Source organism: Actinoplanes sp. M2I2 (genome assembly GCF_023544445.1).
In the GTDB taxonomy this organism is placed as follows: Bacteria; Actinomycetota; Actinomycetes; order Mycobacteriales; family Micromonosporaceae; genus Actinoplanes.
The window spans coordinates 1-15179 of record NZ_JALPVJ010000039.1 but is presented as its reverse complement, the minus strand read 5'-3'; the positions used below and the strand labels follow the sequence as shown (position 1 = coordinate 15179).

15 protein-coding genes, 1 tRNA gene and 2 pseudogenes are annotated in these 15179 nt (G+C 70.8%); 14 read left to right on the top strand and 4 right to left on the bottom strand.

The window, feature by feature from the left end; all coding sequences use genetic code 11:
* The first annotated feature begins 37 nt into the window (after nucleotides 1-37).
* The 6 genes from HJC40_RS43245 to HJC40_RS43220 all read left to right on the top strand — a co-directional run bounded on the left by HJC40_RS43245 (nucleotide 38) and on the right by HJC40_RS43220 (nucleotide 4994).
* Nucleotides 38-721 (top strand): alpha/beta fold hydrolase, encoded by a 684-nt coding sequence (locus HJC40_RS43245; RefSeq protein WP_250009647.1) that lies wholly within the window; start codon nucleotides 38-40, stop codon nucleotides 719-721.
* Nucleotides 722-880: 159 nt separating this feature from the next.
* Nucleotides 881-1996 (top strand): alanine dehydrogenase, encoded by a 1116-nt coding sequence (ald, locus tag HJC40_RS43240; RefSeq protein ID WP_250009646.1) that lies wholly within the window; start codon nucleotides 881-883, stop codon nucleotides 1994-1996.
* Entirely contained in the window at nucleotides 1993-2904 is a 912-nt protein-coding gene (locus HJC40_RS43235; protein WP_250009680.1) for a site-specific tyrosine recombinase XerD, read from the top strand. The genes ald and HJC40_RS43235 overlap by 4 nt, the downstream gene beginning before the upstream one ends.
* A gap of 114 nt (nucleotides 2905-3018) precedes the next feature.
* Nucleotides 3019-3948 carry a ParA family protein gene (locus HJC40_RS43230; RefSeq protein WP_250009645.1) on the top strand — a complete coding sequence of 310 codons (930 nt, stop codon included), beginning with the start codon at nucleotides 3019-3021 and terminating at the stop codon, nucleotides 3946-3948.
* Between the two features lie 4 nt (nucleotides 3949-3952).
* A complete protein-coding gene (locus tag HJC40_RS43225; RefSeq protein ID WP_250009643.1) occupies nucleotides 3953-4621 on the top strand; it encodes a hypothetical protein in 669 nt (222 codons plus the stop codon).
* Between the two features lie 103 nt (nucleotides 4622-4724).
* Entirely contained in the window at nucleotides 4725-4994 is a 270-nt protein-coding gene (locus HJC40_RS43220; RefSeq protein WP_250009642.1) for a hypothetical protein, read from the top strand.
* Nucleotides 4995-5089: 95 nt separating this feature from the next.
* Here HJC40_RS43220 and HJC40_RS43215 read toward each other — a convergent pair whose 3' ends face one another.
* Entirely contained in the window at nucleotides 5090-5506 is a 417-nt protein-coding gene (locus HJC40_RS43215) for a nitroreductase/quinone reductase family protein (protein WP_250009641.1), read from the bottom strand.
* A 295-nt stretch (nucleotides 5507-5801) separates the two neighbouring features.
* Here HJC40_RS43215 and HJC40_RS43210 point away from each other — a divergent pair.
* The 4 genes and pseudogenes from HJC40_RS43210 to HJC40_RS43195 all read left to right on the top strand — a co-directional run.
* Nucleotides 5802-6612 (top strand): annotated as a pseudogene (locus tag HJC40_RS43210) (ScpA family protein); the annotation flags it as partial.
* A gap of 2101 nt (nucleotides 6613-8713) precedes the next feature.
* A pseudogene (scpB, locus tag HJC40_RS46815) lies at nucleotides 8714-9256 on the top strand (SMC-Scp complex subunit ScpB); the annotation flags it as partial.
* Nucleotides 9243-9980, top strand: coding sequence for a pseudouridine synthase (locus HJC40_RS43200; RefSeq protein ID WP_250009639.1), 738 nt, complete (start codon nucleotides 9243-9245; stop codon nucleotides 9978-9980). The pseudogene scpB and the gene HJC40_RS43200, both read left to right, overlap by 14 nt.
* A 57-nt stretch (nucleotides 9981-10037) precedes the next feature.
* Nucleotides 10038-10496 (top strand): DUF4383 domain-containing protein, encoded by a 459-nt coding sequence (locus HJC40_RS43195; RefSeq protein WP_250009638.1) that lies wholly within the window; start codon nucleotides 10038-10040, stop codon nucleotides 10494-10496.
* A 260-nt stretch (nucleotides 10497-10756) separates the two neighbouring features.
* Here HJC40_RS43195 and HJC40_RS43190 read toward each other — a convergent pair whose 3' ends face one another.
* Nucleotides 10757-11002, bottom strand: a complete 246-nt coding sequence (locus HJC40_RS43190) for a hypothetical protein (RefSeq protein WP_250009637.1) — start codon at nucleotides 11000-11002, stop codon at nucleotides 10757-10759.
* Nucleotides 11003-11103: 101 nt separating this feature from the next.
* On the opposite strand from HJC40_RS43190, the gene HJC40_RS43185 reads away from it, so the two are divergent.
* A complete protein-coding gene (locus HJC40_RS43185) occupies nucleotides 11104-11382 on the top strand; it encodes a hypothetical protein (RefSeq protein ID WP_250009635.1) in 279 nt (92 codons plus the stop codon).
* Between the two features lie 347 nt (nucleotides 11383-11729).
* Here HJC40_RS43185 and HJC40_RS43180 read toward each other — a convergent pair whose 3' ends face one another.
* Nucleotides 11730-12389: an enoyl-CoA hydratase-related protein gene (locus HJC40_RS43180; protein ID WP_250009634.1), complete on the bottom strand. Its 660-nt coding sequence runs from the start codon at nucleotides 12387-12389 to the stop codon at nucleotides 11730-11732.
* Between the two features lie 107 nt (nucleotides 12390-12496).
* On the opposite strand from HJC40_RS43180, the gene cmk reads away from it, so the two are divergent.
* From cmk to HJC40_RS43165, 3 genes are all read left to right on the top strand, one after another.
* Entirely contained in the window at nucleotides 12497-13177 is a 681-nt protein-coding gene (gene cmk, locus HJC40_RS43175; protein WP_250009633.1) for a (d)CMP kinase, read from the top strand.
* Nucleotides 13174-14571, top strand: coding sequence for a ribosome biogenesis GTPase Der (gene der, locus HJC40_RS43170; protein ID WP_308201006.1), 1398 nt, complete (start codon nucleotides 13174-13176; stop codon nucleotides 14569-14571). Before cmk ends, der begins: the two co-directional genes overlap by 4 nt.
* 48 nt (nucleotides 14572-14619) lie before the next feature.
* A tRNA-Pro gene (locus tag HJC40_RS43165) sits at nucleotides 14620-14693 on the top strand.
* 105 nt (nucleotides 14694-14798) lie between these two features.
* Here HJC40_RS43165 and HJC40_RS43160 read toward each other — a convergent pair.
* Nucleotides 14799-15179 (bottom strand): tyrosine-type recombinase/integrase (locus HJC40_RS43160; protein ID WP_250009632.1); only part of this gene is annotated, 381 nt, incomplete at its 5' end.

The window sequence follows — 15179 nt, the reverse complement described above, 5'->3', positions numbered from 1 at the left end:
GAAGCCGAACGTCCTGATCAGGTCCTACGTTGGTCGCATGACTGGAGAACAGATCGTGCTGGCCGCCGGCTTGTGGCTCGACGCCTCGGCGTGGACCGGCGTGGTGTCCGAGGTGGAGAAGCGTGACCGCCGCGCGGTGCCGGTGACGCTGCCCGGCCAGGGTGACGGCAACACCTCGGCGACGCTCGACGACCAGGTGGCCGCGGTGCTCGCCGTCGTCGACGCGGCGCCGGGGAAGTCGATCGTGGTCGGCCACTCGGCCGCCAGCGGGCTGGCCTGGCTGGTGGCCGACGCCCGGCCCGACCGGGTGGCCAAGGTGGTGCTGATCGGCGGCTTCCCCGCCGCCGGCGGCGGGGAGTACGCGAACTTCTTCCCGATCGTCGACGGCGTCATGCCGTTCCCCGGCTGGGAGCCGTTCGAGGGCGCCGACGCGGCCGACCTCGACGAGCCGGCCCGGCGGGCGTTCGCGGCCGCGGCCATCGCGGTGCCCGAGGGCGTGGCCAAGGCGGTCGTCCGGCTGACCGACGAGCGGCGCTATGACGTACCCATGGTCCTGATCTGCCCGGAGTTCACGCCGGAGCAGGTGCGCGAGTGGCTGGCCGAGGGTGAGCTGCCCGAGCTGGCCAAGGCCAAGCACCTCGAGCTGGTCGACATCGACTCGGGTCACTGGCCGATGCTGACCCGCCCGGTCGAGCTGGCCGGCCTGCTGGCCGCGCTCTGACCCGGCCGCCGCCGGGGGACAACCCGGACCGATCGATGGATCGGGCCTCGCAAAAGGGGCGTTCCGGATCGGGCGCGGAGTAGTCTTCGGCCGAGGCGGGCCGGGAGGCGGCCGGCCGGGGGACGTCACTCAGCGTTGAGAAAGGACGGTGTCGGCTCGATGAAGGTCGGCATTCCCAGCGAGGTCAAGAACAACGAATTCCGGGTGGCCATCACGCCCGCGGGGGTCTACGAGTTCCGCCGGGCCGGGCACGAGGTGCTGGTGCAGGCCGGGGCCGGGACGGGGTCGTCGATCACCGACGGCGACTACATCGCGGCCGGCGCGACGATCGCCGGCACGGCCGACGACGTGTGGGGCGAGGCCGAGCTCATCCTGAAGGTCAAGGAGCCGATCGCCGAGGAGTACCCGCGCATGCGGCCCGGCCAGGTGCTCTTCACCTACCTGCACCTGGCCGCGTCCAAGGAGTGCACCGACGCGCTGCTGGACCGCAAGGTCACCGGCATCGCCTACGAGACGGTCGAGCTGCCGGACCGCTCGCTGCCGCTGCTGGCCCCGATGAGCGAGGTCGCGGGCCGGCTGGCGCCGCAGGTCGGGGCCTACCACCTGATGCGCTCGGGCGGTGGGCGCGGCGTGCTCATGGGCGGTGTCCCGGGCGTGTACGCGGCCAAGGTCGTGGTCATCGGCGCCGGCGTCTCCGGCATGAACGCCGCCGCGATCGCGCTGGGCATGCAGGCCGAGATCCTCGTGCTCGACCGCAACATCGCCCGGCTCCGGGCGGCCGACGCCGACTACCGCGGCCATCTGCAGACGGTGGCCTCCAACGCGTACGAGGTCGAGAAGGCCGTCCTGGACGCCGACCTGGTCATCGGCGCGGTGCTGGTGCCCGGGGCCAAGGCCCCCAACCTGGTCTCCAACGAGCTGGTGTCGCGGATGAAGCCGGGCAGTGTGCTCGTCGACATCTCGATCGACCAGGGTGGCTGCTTCGAGGACTCGCGGCCCACGACGCACGCCGACCCGGTCTACCAGGTGCACCAGTCGATGTTCTACTGCGTCGCCAACATGCCGGGCGCAGTGCCCCACACCAGCACCTACGCCCTGACCAACGTCACCCTCCCGTACGCCCTGGAGCTGGCCAACCTCGGCTGGCGCGACGCCCTGCGGGCCGACCACGCGCTCGCCCAGGGTCTGAACACCCACGACGGACGCGTCACCTACGGACCTGTCGCGGAGGCGCACGGCATGTCGGCACTCGACCTGGCCGAGGTGTTGAGCTGACCGTCCAGCGCGTCCTGACCGCCTACCTCGACCACCTCACGGTCGAGCGTGGGCTGTCGCGCAACACCCTCGCGTCGTACCGGCGCGATCTGGAACGGTACGCGCAGGCGCTCGCCGCGGACGGGATCGACGATCTCGCCGCGGTGCGCGCCGGCCAGATCACCGGTCACCTGGCCACGCTGCGGGCCGAGGGGCTGGCCTCGTCGTCGGCGGCCCGGGCGATCAGCGCGGTCCGCGGCCTGCACCGCTTCGCCGCCCGCGAGGGCCTGGTCGCCGCCGACGTGTCGGCCGAGGTCCGCCCGCCCGCGCCGGCCAAGCGGCTGCCCAAGGCCCTCGACGTCGAGCAGGTCGGCCGGTTGCTCGACGTGCCCGCCGACAGCCCCCTCGGCCTGCGCGACAAGGCCCTGCTGGAATTCCTGTACGGCACCGGCGCGCGCATCTCCGAGGCGGTCGGGGCGGCCATCGACGACCTCGACCTGGGCGACGACGCCGCCGCCGTCCTGCACGGCAAGGGCGGGCGGACCCGGGTCGTGCCGGTCGGCGGGTACGCGAAGGCCGCCCTGGGCGCCTACCTCGTCCGCGGCCGCCCCACCCTCGCGGCCAACGGCAAGGGCACCCCGGCGATCTTCCTCAACGCCCGGGGTGGACAGTTGTCGCGGCAGAGCGCGTGGACGATCCTGCACCGCGCCGCGTCCGCCGCCGGCCTGCCGGTCGAGGGGCCGCACGCCGTGAGCCCGCACACTCTGCGGCATTCGTACGCCACCCACCTGCTCGACGGCGGCGCCGACGTCCGGGTCGTCCAGGAGCTGCTCGGGCACGCCTCGGTCACCACGACGCAGGTCTACACGCTGGTCACCGTGGACAGGCTGCGCGAGGTCTACGCGACCGCACACCCGCGCGCTCGTTAAAGCTTGCGCACCCATAGACAGCGACACGCCGACGGGCTGGCCCGGATCGACGGCGCGCGTGGCGTACAGTCGGGCATCGGCTCCAGCGGTACGAGTCGGCGAGGGGGCGAGGGCATGGCGGGTAACGATCGGGCAGAGGCCTGGACCTCGGCACTCCGCGAGCAGCAGGGCTCCTTGGATCTCGGCGCCGACCTCGGCCCCGCGGACCCCACGGCGTACACGATGCGCCGTCCGATCCCCGAGCCGATGCCGACCGACCGGCACGGCCCCGCGCGGATCATCGCCCTCGCCAACCAGAAGGGCGGCGTGGGCAAGACCACCACGACGATCAACCTGGGCGCGGCCCTGGCCGAGTACGGCCGCAAGGTGCTGCTCGTCGACTTCGACCCGCAGGGCGCCTGCTCCGTCGGCCTCGGCGTAAACCCGCACAACCTCGACCTCAGCATCTACAACCTGCTCATGCAGGACGACGTGGCCGCTGAGGACGTCATCATCAAGACCGACGTGGCCGGGCTGCACCTGCTGCCGGCCAACATCGACCTGTCGGCCGCCGAGATCCAGCTGGTCAACGAGGTCGCCCGCGAGATGGCCCTGGCCCGGGTGCTGCGCTCGGTCCGCAAGGAGTACGACTTCATCCTGATCGACTGCCAGCCCTCGCTGGGCCTGCTGGCGATCAACGCGCTGACCATCGCGCACGGCGTGCTCATCCCGCTGGAGTGCGAGTTCTTCTCGCTGCGCGGTGTCGCGCTGCTGCTCGACACCATCGACAAGGTCCGCGAGCGGCTCAACTTCGACCTCGAGCTCGAGGGCATCCTGGCCACCATGTACGACTCCCGCACGACCCACTGCCGCCAGGTGCTGCAGCGTGTGGTCGAGGCGTTCGGCGACAAGGTGTACCAGACCGTCATCACCAAGACGGTGAAGTTCCCCGAGTCCACCGTGGCCGGCGCGCCGATCACCACGCTCGACCCGGCCTCGTCCGGCGCCCGCAACTACCGGCAGCTGGCCCGCGAGGTTATCGCCGCCAAGGACGAGCGCGGCTGATCCTGTGTTGTACGCCCTCGGGGAACCGGTGGCCTTCGTCGCCCTGGTCGCCTCCTTCCTGCTCGCGCTCCTGCTCCGCGCCGTCGCCATCCGGCTGACCGCGCGCAGCCTCGGCCTGGCCGAACGGGGCGACTCGATCACGCCCCGCCTGCGCGAGGACATCGACCCGTTCGGCGGTGTCGCGGCGGCGATCGGCGGCATGGGCTGGGGCAAGATGCTGTCGGTGGACGAGGTGCCCCGCTATCGGGGCAAGGCGCGGGCCATCGCGGTGTTCGCGGCCGGGCCGGTCCTGTGCATCGTGCTGTCGCAGTTGCTGCTGGTGGGCTACGCGCTGGCGTTTCCCGACAATGTTCTGTCGATAATCGGACCGGCCGACGTGCTGCTCGGCATCGGCCTGCCGATCGTCCACCAGGTGCTGCTGTCGCTGGCCGTCGGGCTGCTGTGCTTCGGCATCCTGGCGCTGATCCCGATCCCGCCGCTGGACGGCTTCGGCATCCTCTACAACGCCGTGACCAGGCCCGGCCGGGCACTGCAGTGGATGCGGCTGTGGTTCGAGGACAAGAACATCGGCGTCCTGGTGCTGCTCATCCTGTGCCTGTTCCCGTTCAGCGCGCCGCTCCTGCTGCGGATCCTCAACGCTCTCGGGCTGGTCTTCGTCCGCGTCTGGGGGTAACCCCCGATTCGTGCCCCGGGGGGAAACCTGGAGGCGATCGGTGGCGCCGGGGGCGCACTCTGAGGTCGTAGCTCTTCCGCTCGTACGACCGGAGATGATCGAGATGCGAAGCCAGATGCTCGCCGCCCGCGCCGCCGCCCTGTTCGCCAGCGATCTGCCGTCGGGCTCACGGCCCGGCGCCGCCCTCATCGAGGACGCCATCGTCCGGTCGGTGCGCCGCTGCGGCGGCACGAGAGGCTGTGTGGCCGCGCTCGCCACCGCGTACGGCGACTACCCGGAGACCGCCGTGGTGCGGATGCGCTGGGCGCGCAGTGCGGTCCAGAGCGCGTACGACCGGAAGCGCGCGCCGGTCGAGCTGGCGCTGGCCGCCTGAGACCGGGGGGAGCGGCCGTCGCGACCGCTCCGCCGCCGGTCGTGGTGGCCGGCTCTCCGTCAGGTCACCGGTGTGGTGGCCGGCTCTCCGTCAGGTCAGCGGCGGGTGATGACGGCCATCGGGAACTTGCGGTCGGTCTTCGTCTCGTAGTCGGCGGCGTCCGGCCAGTACGCGCGCCAGGTGGCGTAGAGCGCCTCCCAGTCGTCGTCGCGGCCCGGGCGGGCGACGCGGTGGTCGGCCTGCACCGTCTCGGTGCCGAGCTCGACGGTGACCGGGCCGTCGAGGGCCTCCAGGTTGGCGACCCACTGCGGGTCGTCCGGAGCGCCACCGGCACTGCCACAGACCAGATACGAGCCGTCTTGCGGACAGGCCACGAGCGGGTTGATGGTCACCTTGCCGGATTTGCGGCCGGGAGTGTGCAGGAGAATGGTCTCCTTGCCCTCCCAGTGGCCGCCGAGCACGCCGTCGTTGGCCCGGAAGTTCTCGATGATCGTGTCATTGAACGATGCCATGGTGAGCACAGTAGTTGACCGAGAAAATACCACCATGGACAGTGACTCTTTGCCTACCGAATTCCGGTATGCCCGTTCACGGCAGTCACTCCGCGCGCACTTCGGCGTTGATCACCACGAGTGATGGGGGTGACCTGTGAGCCGGGAGCAGGTTGTCGGTGCCGTGGTCTACGGTCAGTTCGTGCCTGAAGAGTCGACCCATCCACCGGCCGAGAGTCCCGTGCCGGTGACCGACGCCGAGCCTGACGCCGCCGCCGTGGCTCCGGTTCCGGCTCCGGTTCCCCTTGAGGGCGTTGTGCTCGACGCCGAGGGCAACCCGGTCGACGACGGCAAGTTCCTGGTGCGGCTCGACAACTTCACCGGCCCGTTCGACCTGCTGCTGCAGCTGATCGGCAAGCACAAGCTCGACGTCACCGAGGTCGCGCTGCACCAGGTGACCGACGACTTCATCGCCTACATCCGGGCCATGGGCGACGACTGGGATCTCGACGAGGCCAGCGAGTTCCTGCTGGTCGCGGCCACCCTGCTCGACCTCAAGGCGGCCCGGCTGCTGCCCGCCGCCGACGTCGAGGACGAGGAGGACCTCGCCCTGCTCGAGGCCCGTGACCTGCTCTTCGCCCGGCTGCTGCAATACAAGGCCTACAAAGAGGCCGCGGCCCACATCATGGATCTCGAGAGCACCGGCCTGCGGCGCTGGCCCCGGGCGGTGTCGATGGAGCCGCGCTATGCCGAGGCGCTGCCCGAGCTGGTCCTCGGCATCGGGCCGGAGCGGCTGTTCAAGCTGGCGCTCAAGCAGTTCGTCCCCAAACCGGGCCCGCCCCAGGTGTCGATCGCGCACATCCACCAGGTCCGGGTCAGCGTCCGCGAGCACGCGGCCCTGCTGCGCGACCGCCTCCGCCGGGCCGGCCAGGCGACGTTCACCCTGCTCGTCGCCGACTGCGACAACACCCTCGAGGTGGTGGCGCGGTTCCTGGCGCTGCTCGAGCTCTACCGCGAGGGCCTGGTCGACTTCGACCAGCCGGTGTCCCTCGACGAGTTGACCGTCCGCTGGATCGGCGGCGACGCCGACGCCACCGACCTCGACATCGACGACTACGAGGGCAGCAAGCCCGACCCAGCCGCCGACGCCGAACCGGCCACCACTGACCTCGACATCGACGACATCGACGACATCGACGACATCGACGACATCGACGGCGATGAGGGCGGCGAGCGCGGCCCGGCTGCCGTCGCCGGACGGGCCGCCATTGATTTCGACATCGACGAAGACGACGAGAGCAGTGAGCCCCACCCGGCCGCCGACGCCGACCCGGCCGCCGATGCCGGACGGGCCACCATTGACATCGACGACGAGGGCGGCGAGCCCGACTCAGCCACCGACGCCGGACCGGCAGTCACCGATGAGAGCAACGAGCTTGACCTGACGGACGAGGACGAGGTCAACCCGGTCTCTGGCTACGCCCCCGCAGGGGTGAGCACCGAGCCCGGCCTGGCCGACCCCGCCCCCGATCCGCCCGCCGCTGATGAGAGCAACGAGTTCGATCTGGCGGAGGACGACGACGAGCCGGTCTCTGACTACGCCGCTGCGAACGAGAGCAGCGGGCTGGGCTCGGCCGCAGGTGGTTTGCAGGACGCCACTTCTTACTACGCCTCTGCCGTGGGCGAGTCCGGTGCCGAGGATGGCGTGCTCGACGATGTCACCGCCGAGCGGTCGCCTGGTGCGGCCGAAAGTGACCGGCGCGCTGCGAATGAGGCGCACGCCGCCGTCCGGGAATCGTATGCCGACGCGAGAATGTCGGATGTCCCGGTAAGTGGGTGGGGTGATGCCGCCTGGGATCTCGACGCCGCCGACGATGTGCCCAACGTTCCGGGTGAGGGCGTTGAGCCACAGTTGCGCACTTCGGAGGCGAACGCCGTTGCCGGCCGGCTTGGCGTCGTTCCCGGTAATTCGGGTGCTGCGGAGCGCGGCCTGTCTGCCGTCGAGGGGAGGCCGGGCGCTGCCGTCGACGAGTCGGGTGCTGCGGCAGCGGCGCGGGGTCATGCCGCGGGGAACGCGCCGGGGATCGCGACGGATGAGGGCGACGGGCCACGGTTGGGTAATCCCGAGGCGGATGCCCGACTTGACGGGGGCGCTCGGCTCGATGATCTTGGCGGGGACGACGACGACGCGGAGGAACGATCGTGAGCGACGACGAGCGGCAGGACTCACTCGCGGCGCAGGCGGCTGCCTGGGTGCCGCCGTGGGAACGCGCCCCGCGTACGCCGGACCGGGCCTACCAGGCCGCAGCCGAGGAAGAGGCGCGGGCGGGGCGCGGCACCGACGACGTGCCGGCCGAGGAGCGCACGAACGAAGCCGGGACTCCCGCCGACGAAGCGGTTGAGGCCCAGGCGGTTGAGGCCCAGGCGGTTGAGGCCCAGGCGGTTGAGGCCGACGCGGTGGAGGCCCCGGCAGTCGCGGTCCAGACGGATGCGCCGGTTGAGGCTCGGGCGGACGACGAGGTCACGGCTCGGGCGGCCGGGGGAGCGCCCGACTCCGGGCCGGCGGTCGGCGCGCCGGAAGACACGGAATCGCGGGACGAGTCCGGGCTCTCGGATGACGACGACGACTTCGACCCGGCCTTTGAAGGGTCCGACCCGGCGGTGGAGACCGGCGACGAGCCGACGGTGGAGACCGGCGACGAGCTGACGGTGGAGACCGGGGACGACGCCGCGGGGGTCGATGTGGAGGTCGACTTCACCGGGGCGGTCGAGGAGACCGAGCCGGTCGACGTCGAGCCCGGGCCTGAGTTGCCGCTGCCCGAGTCGATCGAGGAGGCCGTCGAGGCGGCGGACGAGAACGAGCCGGGGACGCCGGTCGACGCGCCGATGCCGCCCGAGGGTGACGACGCCGGCGATGTCTTCGACGTGGCGGCCGACGACGACGTCAGCGACGACGGTGAGATGGACCTGCCGTTCGCCGACGAGGTGCCGGTGTCCGACACCGAGGACGACCCGGACGACGACATCGTGGAAGTCGGCTACGACGACGATGACGACGACCGGGACGACGACGACATTCGGGACGACCCCGAGGTGCCGGCCGCGACCGCCGACGCGCCCGCGCCCGAGTCGGCGGTGCCGGGGCAGACCCGCCGCGTCGCTCAGCCCGCCGTGGCGATCGAGGAACCCCTGCGTACGACGGAACTCGATCTGCCGGGGTTGAGCGAGGACGCGGAGCTCGCGGCGGCGCTGGAGGCGATCATGCTGGTCGTCGACGAGCCGGTCGCCGAGCTGCAGCTGGCGCAGATCCTGGAGCAGCCGACCGAGCGCATCGCGCGGATGCTCGACAACCTGTCGGCCAGCTACACGGCGGCCGGGCACGGCTTCGACCTGCGGCGGGTCGCCGGTGGCTGGCGTCTCTACACGCGGCCGGAATACGCGGCGTACGTGGAACGGTTCGTACTCGACGGGCAGTCTGTGCGGCTGACCCAGGCGGCGCTCGAGACACTGGCAGTGGTCGCCTACAAGCAGCCTGTGACCCGTTCCCGGATCAGCGCCATCCGCGGTGTGAACTGCGACGGGGTCATGCGTACGCTTGTCACTCGCGGCCTGATCGAGGAATGCGGCACCGAGAGCGAAACCGGGGCACACCTGTATCGCACGACGGGGCTTTTCCTCGAGAAGCTCGGCCTCAACTCGGTCGACCAGCTGCCGCCGCTCGCTCCGTTCCTGCCCGACGACGTGGAAGAAGTGCTTGATGCCACAGGCTGACACCGCCGAACGCCTCCAGAAAGTCCTGGCGGCGGCCGGTGTTGGATCCCGCCGCGCCTGCGAAGACCTGATCTTCCGCCGGCGCGTCACGGTCAACGGCAAGGTCGCCAAGCTCGGCGACAAGGTCGACCCCGCCACCGTCGAGATCCTCGTGGACGGGCAGCGGGTGATCACCGACACCAAGCTCGTCTACCTGGCGCTGAACAAGCCTCGCGGCGTCGTCTCCTCGCTCGACGACGAGAAGGGCCGCTCCGAGCTCGCCGACTTCATCGCCCAGTTCGGCCAGCGGCTGCACCACGTGGGCCGGCTCGACGCCGACTCCGAGGGCCTGCTGCTGATCACCAACGACGGTGAGCTGACCAACAAGCTCACCCACCCCCGGTACGGCATCCAGAAGACGTACCTCGCCGAGGTGATCAACGGCCCGCTGCCCCGCAACGTCGGCCGCCAGCTGCTCACCGGCGTCGAGCTCGAGGACGGCCCGGCCAAGGTCGACGGGTTCAAGCTGGTCGGCGCGCTCGGCAAGACGGCGCAGGTCGAGCTCGTCCTGCACGAGGGCCGCAAGCACATCGTGCGCCGGCTCATGGAGGCCGTCGGCCACCCGGTGACCCGCCTGATCCGGACGTCGGTCGGCCCGGTCAAGCTGGGCGACCTGCGCCCCGGTGGCTTCCGTCACCTGTCGAACGCCGAGATCGGCGCACTGTTCAAGGCCGCCGGAGATTGATGTTTGTGCCCGGTTATGCCGGGCACCCGGTCCGTCCCCACAGAAAGGACGGATCGCATGGCCAGCCACTCCACGGCAGGCGTTCCCGCAGCCGTACGCAGCCCTGTCCGTACCACGGCCATGGCCGTCAGCATCGTATTCGTGCTGGTCGGTCTGGCCGGGTTCATACCTGGCATCACCACCAACTACGGCGACATGACGTTCGCCGGGCACCACTCCGACGCGCTGCTCCTGGGCGTGTTCCAGGTGTCGGTGCTGCACAACATCGTCCACCTGCTGTTCGGGGTGGCCGGGCTGGCCCTGGCCCGCACCGCGTCCGGCGCCCGAGCGTTCCTGATCGGCGGCGGCGCGGTGTATCTGGTGCTGTGGCTCTACGGCCTGGTGGTCGGCGAGAACTCGAGCGCCAACTTCGTGCCCATGAACAACGCCGACGACTGGCTGCACCTGTTCCTCGGTCTCGGCATGATCGCGCTCGGCTTCCTGACGTCCCGGCGAGTCGATCCGGCTCGGCGCTGACCTCGTACGCACCTGACGGCCCGCCACGGCGGCGACCCGGGAAACCGGGCGTCACCGAGGCGGGCCGTCGCCGTTCGGCGGTTGGCGGTTGCCGGCAACCTGCGATGTGGTCGGGCTCGGCGCTGACCATCTTGGGCTTCCGGGCGACGCCCTTGTCGGAGTCGGTGCGCGGCCGGCATCGCTTGCCGGCGACGGGTATGTGTCGGCGCACGAAACAGGGAGCCGGATCGCCCCGGCTCCCTGCGTTGTCTGCGTCCGGTTCAGTCCGGTCGGTAGTTCGGCGAGTCGCCGGCCACCGTGCGGGTGTCGTAGCCGGCGCGGTCGACCTCGGACGGCTGCGGGCCCTCGTCGCCGGTGCCGCGCTTGTCCTCGGGGGCCAGGTCGCCCTGGTCGTCCTCGGAGAACTCGATCGAGCGACCGGGCGGCTGCAGCGACGCCTCGTAGGCCGTGGTGCCGTCGGGTTCGTCGGTCGGGTGGATGTCGATGCGGTGAGGTTGCTCGGTCATGCGGCCCGGGTTCCCGCGTGGTCGTCCGACAAACGGCCACCGGACAAAACGGTCGGCGCGCGGCCAGGTGTAATCGGCGGCCGGCCGGGCATGCCGCCGCCATGAACGCGGTTGCTGCGTCGAGCGAATGGATCGGACCGGACGGTGTGCGCCAGCCCGGCGGCGAAGTGCACGCCTGGCGGCAGGGCACCAACCAGACCGTGTGCGGGCTGCAGCTGAGCCGCACCCGGCTGCGGCGCTTCCCGCACGTGCCGTTCGACTTCCGCTCCACCGACGTGATCACCCCCGAGGACCAGGTGCGCCACATCTGCCCCCGCTGCGTGGCCGCAACCTCGAAGCGCGGCGCCCGAAACTGGACCCGCGTCTCACCCAGACCATGATCAGCATGTTCCGGACGGTGCGCCCGCCGGCGAAGTCGGTCGGCGTCGCCTGAACGGCGTCGCTCAGCGGACGAGCATCCGTGATGTGCGGGGTGCAGGTTTTCACAACGGGGCTTCGGCGTCAGCGCGGCGACCTCCGCCATGCGGCCCGGGTGCCTGCCCGCTGCCGGGCGCATACAGCGGTGGCCTGGAGCCCAGCCACCCACCATCACGTGCGTGCGCAACGGCCTGGCCACCCACCCGGGTCGCAGCGGCAGCCGCCGAAGGCGGGGAGCTGCGCTGGTGCGGTTGCGGGAGTCGACGTGGCGTACGTCAGCGGTCGGGTCTTGATCTGTTGCCGTTGACTGTCAGTCGAGCGTGCGCAGGGCTTCGAGCACGGGCGCGTACAGGCGGGTCTTGATCGTTTCCAGCGTCGGGCCGGCCTTACCGGCCTGGGCGGCGGCCAGGGCGATGGCCGAGCTGAGCACGTCGGTCTCGCTCACCGCGTGGTCGACGATCTGCCGGGCGTACGCCTCGTCGCCGCCGAAGCGACGGGCTGTGACCATCGCCTCGTGCGCTGTCTGCGGGGTCAGGCGAGACTGGACGAGTGCGGACATCCCGGGCGTGAACGGGATGTTGATGTCGGCTTCGGGCAGGCACCAGAAGCCCCGGTCGGCGCGCATCACCCGCAGGTCGTGGGCCAGAGAGAGCATCGCGCCGGCGGCGAAGGTGTGGCCCTGCAGCGCGGCGACCGTCACGCAGGGGAGGGTCAGCACGCGGGCGAAAAGCGCCTGCACACGTACGCCGTACGCGGTGAACTGCTCCGGGTTCTCGCCGAGCCACTCCAGGTCGAGGCCGTTCGACCAGATCTTGCCGCGCCCGGTGGTGACCAGCGCGTGCGGTCCGTCGGCCTTCGCGATCTCGTCGAGCGCCGACTCGACGCCGGTCAGCCAGTCGGGGTGGAAGCGGTTCTCGCCGTCGCCCAGATCGAGGATGAAGACGGCATCGTGGCGCTCGAGCGTGGGCATGGCGGCCTCCCGGGACGTTACTTGCCGGTAACATACCCTAGTTCGTCGCTCGCCGGTGCTCCGGGCACAATGGGACGGTTGGTCGTGCGGCAAACTCAGGAGGAACGGTGGCGGAAGAAGTACGGCCGGAGAAGTGTGTGGTCGCTGTCGACGGACCCTCCGGTTCCGGCAAGTCCACCGTGTCCCGGCGGCTCGCCACCCGGATCGACGGCGTCTACCTCGACACCGGCGCCATGTACCGGGCCGTGACCTGGGCCGTTCTGCAGGCCGGCGTCGACCTCACCGACCCCGACGCGATCGCCAAGATCGCGCTGGAGACCGAGCTGTCGATCGGCACCGACCCGGCCGCCCCCCACTTCGCCGCCAACGGCGTGAACGTCGACGCGCCCATCCGCGGAGCCGAGGTCACGCAGGCCGTCTCGGCCGTGGCCGCCGTCCCCTCCGTACGCAAGCAGCTGGTGGCGTTGCAGCAGGCCATCATCGCCGCCCACCCGCGTATCATTGTGGAGGGCCGCGACATCGCCACGGTCGTCGCGCCCGACGCCGACCTCAAGGTCTATCTGACTGCCTCGTCGGCGGCGCGCGCCCGCCGGCGCAGCGCCGAGGACGCGGTCGATGTGGCGGCGACCGAGGCCGACCTGGCCCGGCGCGACAAGCTCGACTCCTCCCGCGCGACCGACCCGTTGCGTCAGGCCTCCGACGCGATCGAGGTCGACACCACCGGCATCGGCATCGACGAAGTGGTCGCGCACCTCCTGGACCTTCTGAACAGCAAGGTGAGTTCGTGACTGAAGTACCCTTCCCGGCTGTCGACGACGCCGTCGACGACGAGGCCCCCGAGGGCCCCGTGCCGGTGGTCGCCGTCGTCGGCCGCCCCAACGTCGGCAAATCAACCCTGGTCAACCGCATCATCGGCCGCCGCCAGGCCGTCGTCGAGGACGTCCCCGGCGTCACCCGCGACCGCGTCCCCTACGACGCCCAGTGGAACGGCCGCCACTTCACCGTCGTCGACACCGGCGGCTGGGAACCCGACGCCCGCGACCGCGCCGCCGCCATCGCCGCCCAGGCCGAGATCGCCGTGCAGACCGCCGACGTCGTCGTCTTCGTCGTCGACGTCACCGTCGGCGCCACCGACGTCGACGAGGCCGCGGTCAAGATGCTGCGGCGCTCCCACAAACCGGTCATCCTGGTCGCCAACAAGGCCGACAACCAGAACCTGGAAATGGAGGCGGTGTCGCTCTGGTCGCTAGGCCTCGGCGAGCCCCACCCCATCTCCGCCCTGCACGGCCGTTCCTCCGGCGACCTGCTCGACGACATCCTCAACGCCCTGCCCGAGCCACCCCCCATCGTCGAGGGCGGCCCCCGCGGCCCCCGCCGCGTAGCCCTGGTAGGCCGCCCCAACGTGGGCAAGTCCTCCCTGCTCAACAAGGTGTCCAAGGAGGAACGGGCCGTAGTCGACTCGGTAGCCGGCACCACGGTCGACCCGGTGGACAGCCTGGTCGAGATGGACGGCGAACTCTGGCAGTTCGTCGACACAGCCGGCCTGCGCAAACGAGTCAACCAGGCTTCCGGTACGGAGTACTACGCCTCCCTACGCACAGCCGGCGCCGTGGAAGCCGCCGAGGTGGCCGTCGTGCTCCTGGACGCCGCCGAGGTCATCTCCGAGCAGGACCAGCGCGTGCTCACCCAGGTGGTCGAGGCCGGCCGAGCGCTGGTGATCGCCTTCAACAAGTGGGACCTGGTCGACGACGACCGCAGATTGTTCCTCGACAAGGAAATCGACCGCGAACTCAAGCGCATCCCCTGGGCCATCCGAGTCAACATCTCCGCCAAGACCGGCCGAGCCGTCGACAAGCTGGCCCCCGCGCTGCGCCGTGCCTTGGAGTCGTGGGAGCAGCGCATCCCGACAGGTGCGCTCAACCAGTGGCTGACCGCGCTGACCCAGGCCACCCCCCACCCGGTACGCGGTGGGCGTGCTCCGCGCATCTTGTTCGCCACGCAGGCGGGGGTGGCGCCGCCGCGGTTCGTGCTCTTCACGACGGGCCCACTGGACGCGGGGTATCTGCGCTTCATCGAGCGCAAGCTGCGCGAGGAGTTCGGGTTCGTGGGCTCCCCGATCGAGGTGTCGGTGAAACCGCGCAAGAAGACCGGGCCGGGGGGTCGCGGCAAGGCGCACGGGTAGGGTTGCTAGGCTGTACGAGTTGCCGCGCGGTGTTCTGCCGGGCGGCGGCGGGCTGTAGCGCAGCTTGGTAGCGCACTTGACTGGGGGTCAAGGGGTCGCAGGTTCAAATCCTGTCAGCCCGACCGGTGGTGACCAGGGGATATGCCGCAACAGGCATATCCCCTGCGATCGTCGAGGGGCGGTGTTGTCGCCTCGCTGTCGCAGACCTGCACGCAGCCTACACCCGCTCAGGCGGCTTCGGCGTCAGCGGCCTTCAGGGCGGCGCAGGTGGCGCTGACCCCGTCGTCGGCGGCGTCGCGGGTGAGGTGGCCGTAGAGGTCGACGGTGGTGGCCACGTTCTTGTGCCTCAGCGTCTTGGACACCACCGCCAGCGGCACCCCCTCGTTGATCATGATGGTGGCGGCGATGTGCCGCAGGTCGTGCACTCGGATGGCCGGCAGTCCGGCGTCGGCGGTGAGCCGGCGCAGGTGGTCGAGCACGTACTGCGATCGCAGCGGCTGCCCGTCAGTGCGTGCGAACACCAGGTCGAGGTTCTCGTAGTGGCGGGCGGCCAACTGCTGCTGGCGCTGCCGGCGGCGTTGCCGCTGCAGCGCCTCGACGGCCCGGGC

What these genes read in the sequence shown, in the direction of transcription:
- HJC40_RS43180 (WP_250009634.1), bottom strand. Translation starts at nt 12,389, where the DNA reads ATGCCCACGCTCGAGCGCCACGATGCCGTCTTCATCCTCGATCTGGGC.
- HJC40_RS43185 (WP_250009635.1), top strand. Translation starts at nt 11,104, where the DNA reads ATGAACGCGGTTGCTGCGTCGAGCGAATGGATCGGACCGGACGGTGTG.
- HJC40_RS43245 (WP_250009647.1), top strand. Translation starts at nt 38, where the DNA reads ATGACTGGAGAACAGATCGTGCTGGCCGCCGGCTTGTGGCTCGACGCC.
- HJC40_RS43195 (WP_250009638.1), top strand. Translation starts at nt 10,038, where the DNA reads ATGGCCAGCCACTCCACGGCAGGCGTTCCCGCAGCCGTACGCAGCCCT.
- HJC40_RS43200 (WP_250009639.1), top strand. Translation starts at nt 9,243, where the DNA reads ATGCCACAGGCTGACACCGCCGAACGCCTCCAGAAAGTCCTGGCGGCG.
- HJC40_RS43215 (WP_250009641.1), bottom strand. Translation starts at nt 5,506, where the DNA reads ATGGCATCGTTCAATGACACGATCATCGAGAACTTCCGGGCCAACGAC.
- HJC40_RS43220 (WP_250009642.1), top strand. Translation starts at nt 4,725, where the DNA reads ATGCGAAGCCAGATGCTCGCCGCCCGCGCCGCCGCCCTGTTCGCCAGC.
- ald (WP_250009646.1), top strand. Translation starts at nt 881, where the DNA reads ATGAAGGTCGGCATTCCCAGCGAGGTCAAGAACAACGAATTCCGGGTG.
- HJC40_RS43190 (WP_250009637.1), bottom strand. Translation starts at nt 11,002, where the DNA reads ATGACCGAGCAACCTCACCGCATCGACATCCACCCGACCGACGAACCC.
- HJC40_RS43230 (WP_250009645.1), top strand. Translation starts at nt 3,019, where the DNA reads ATGGCGGGTAACGATCGGGCAGAGGCCTGGACCTCGGCACTCCGCGAG.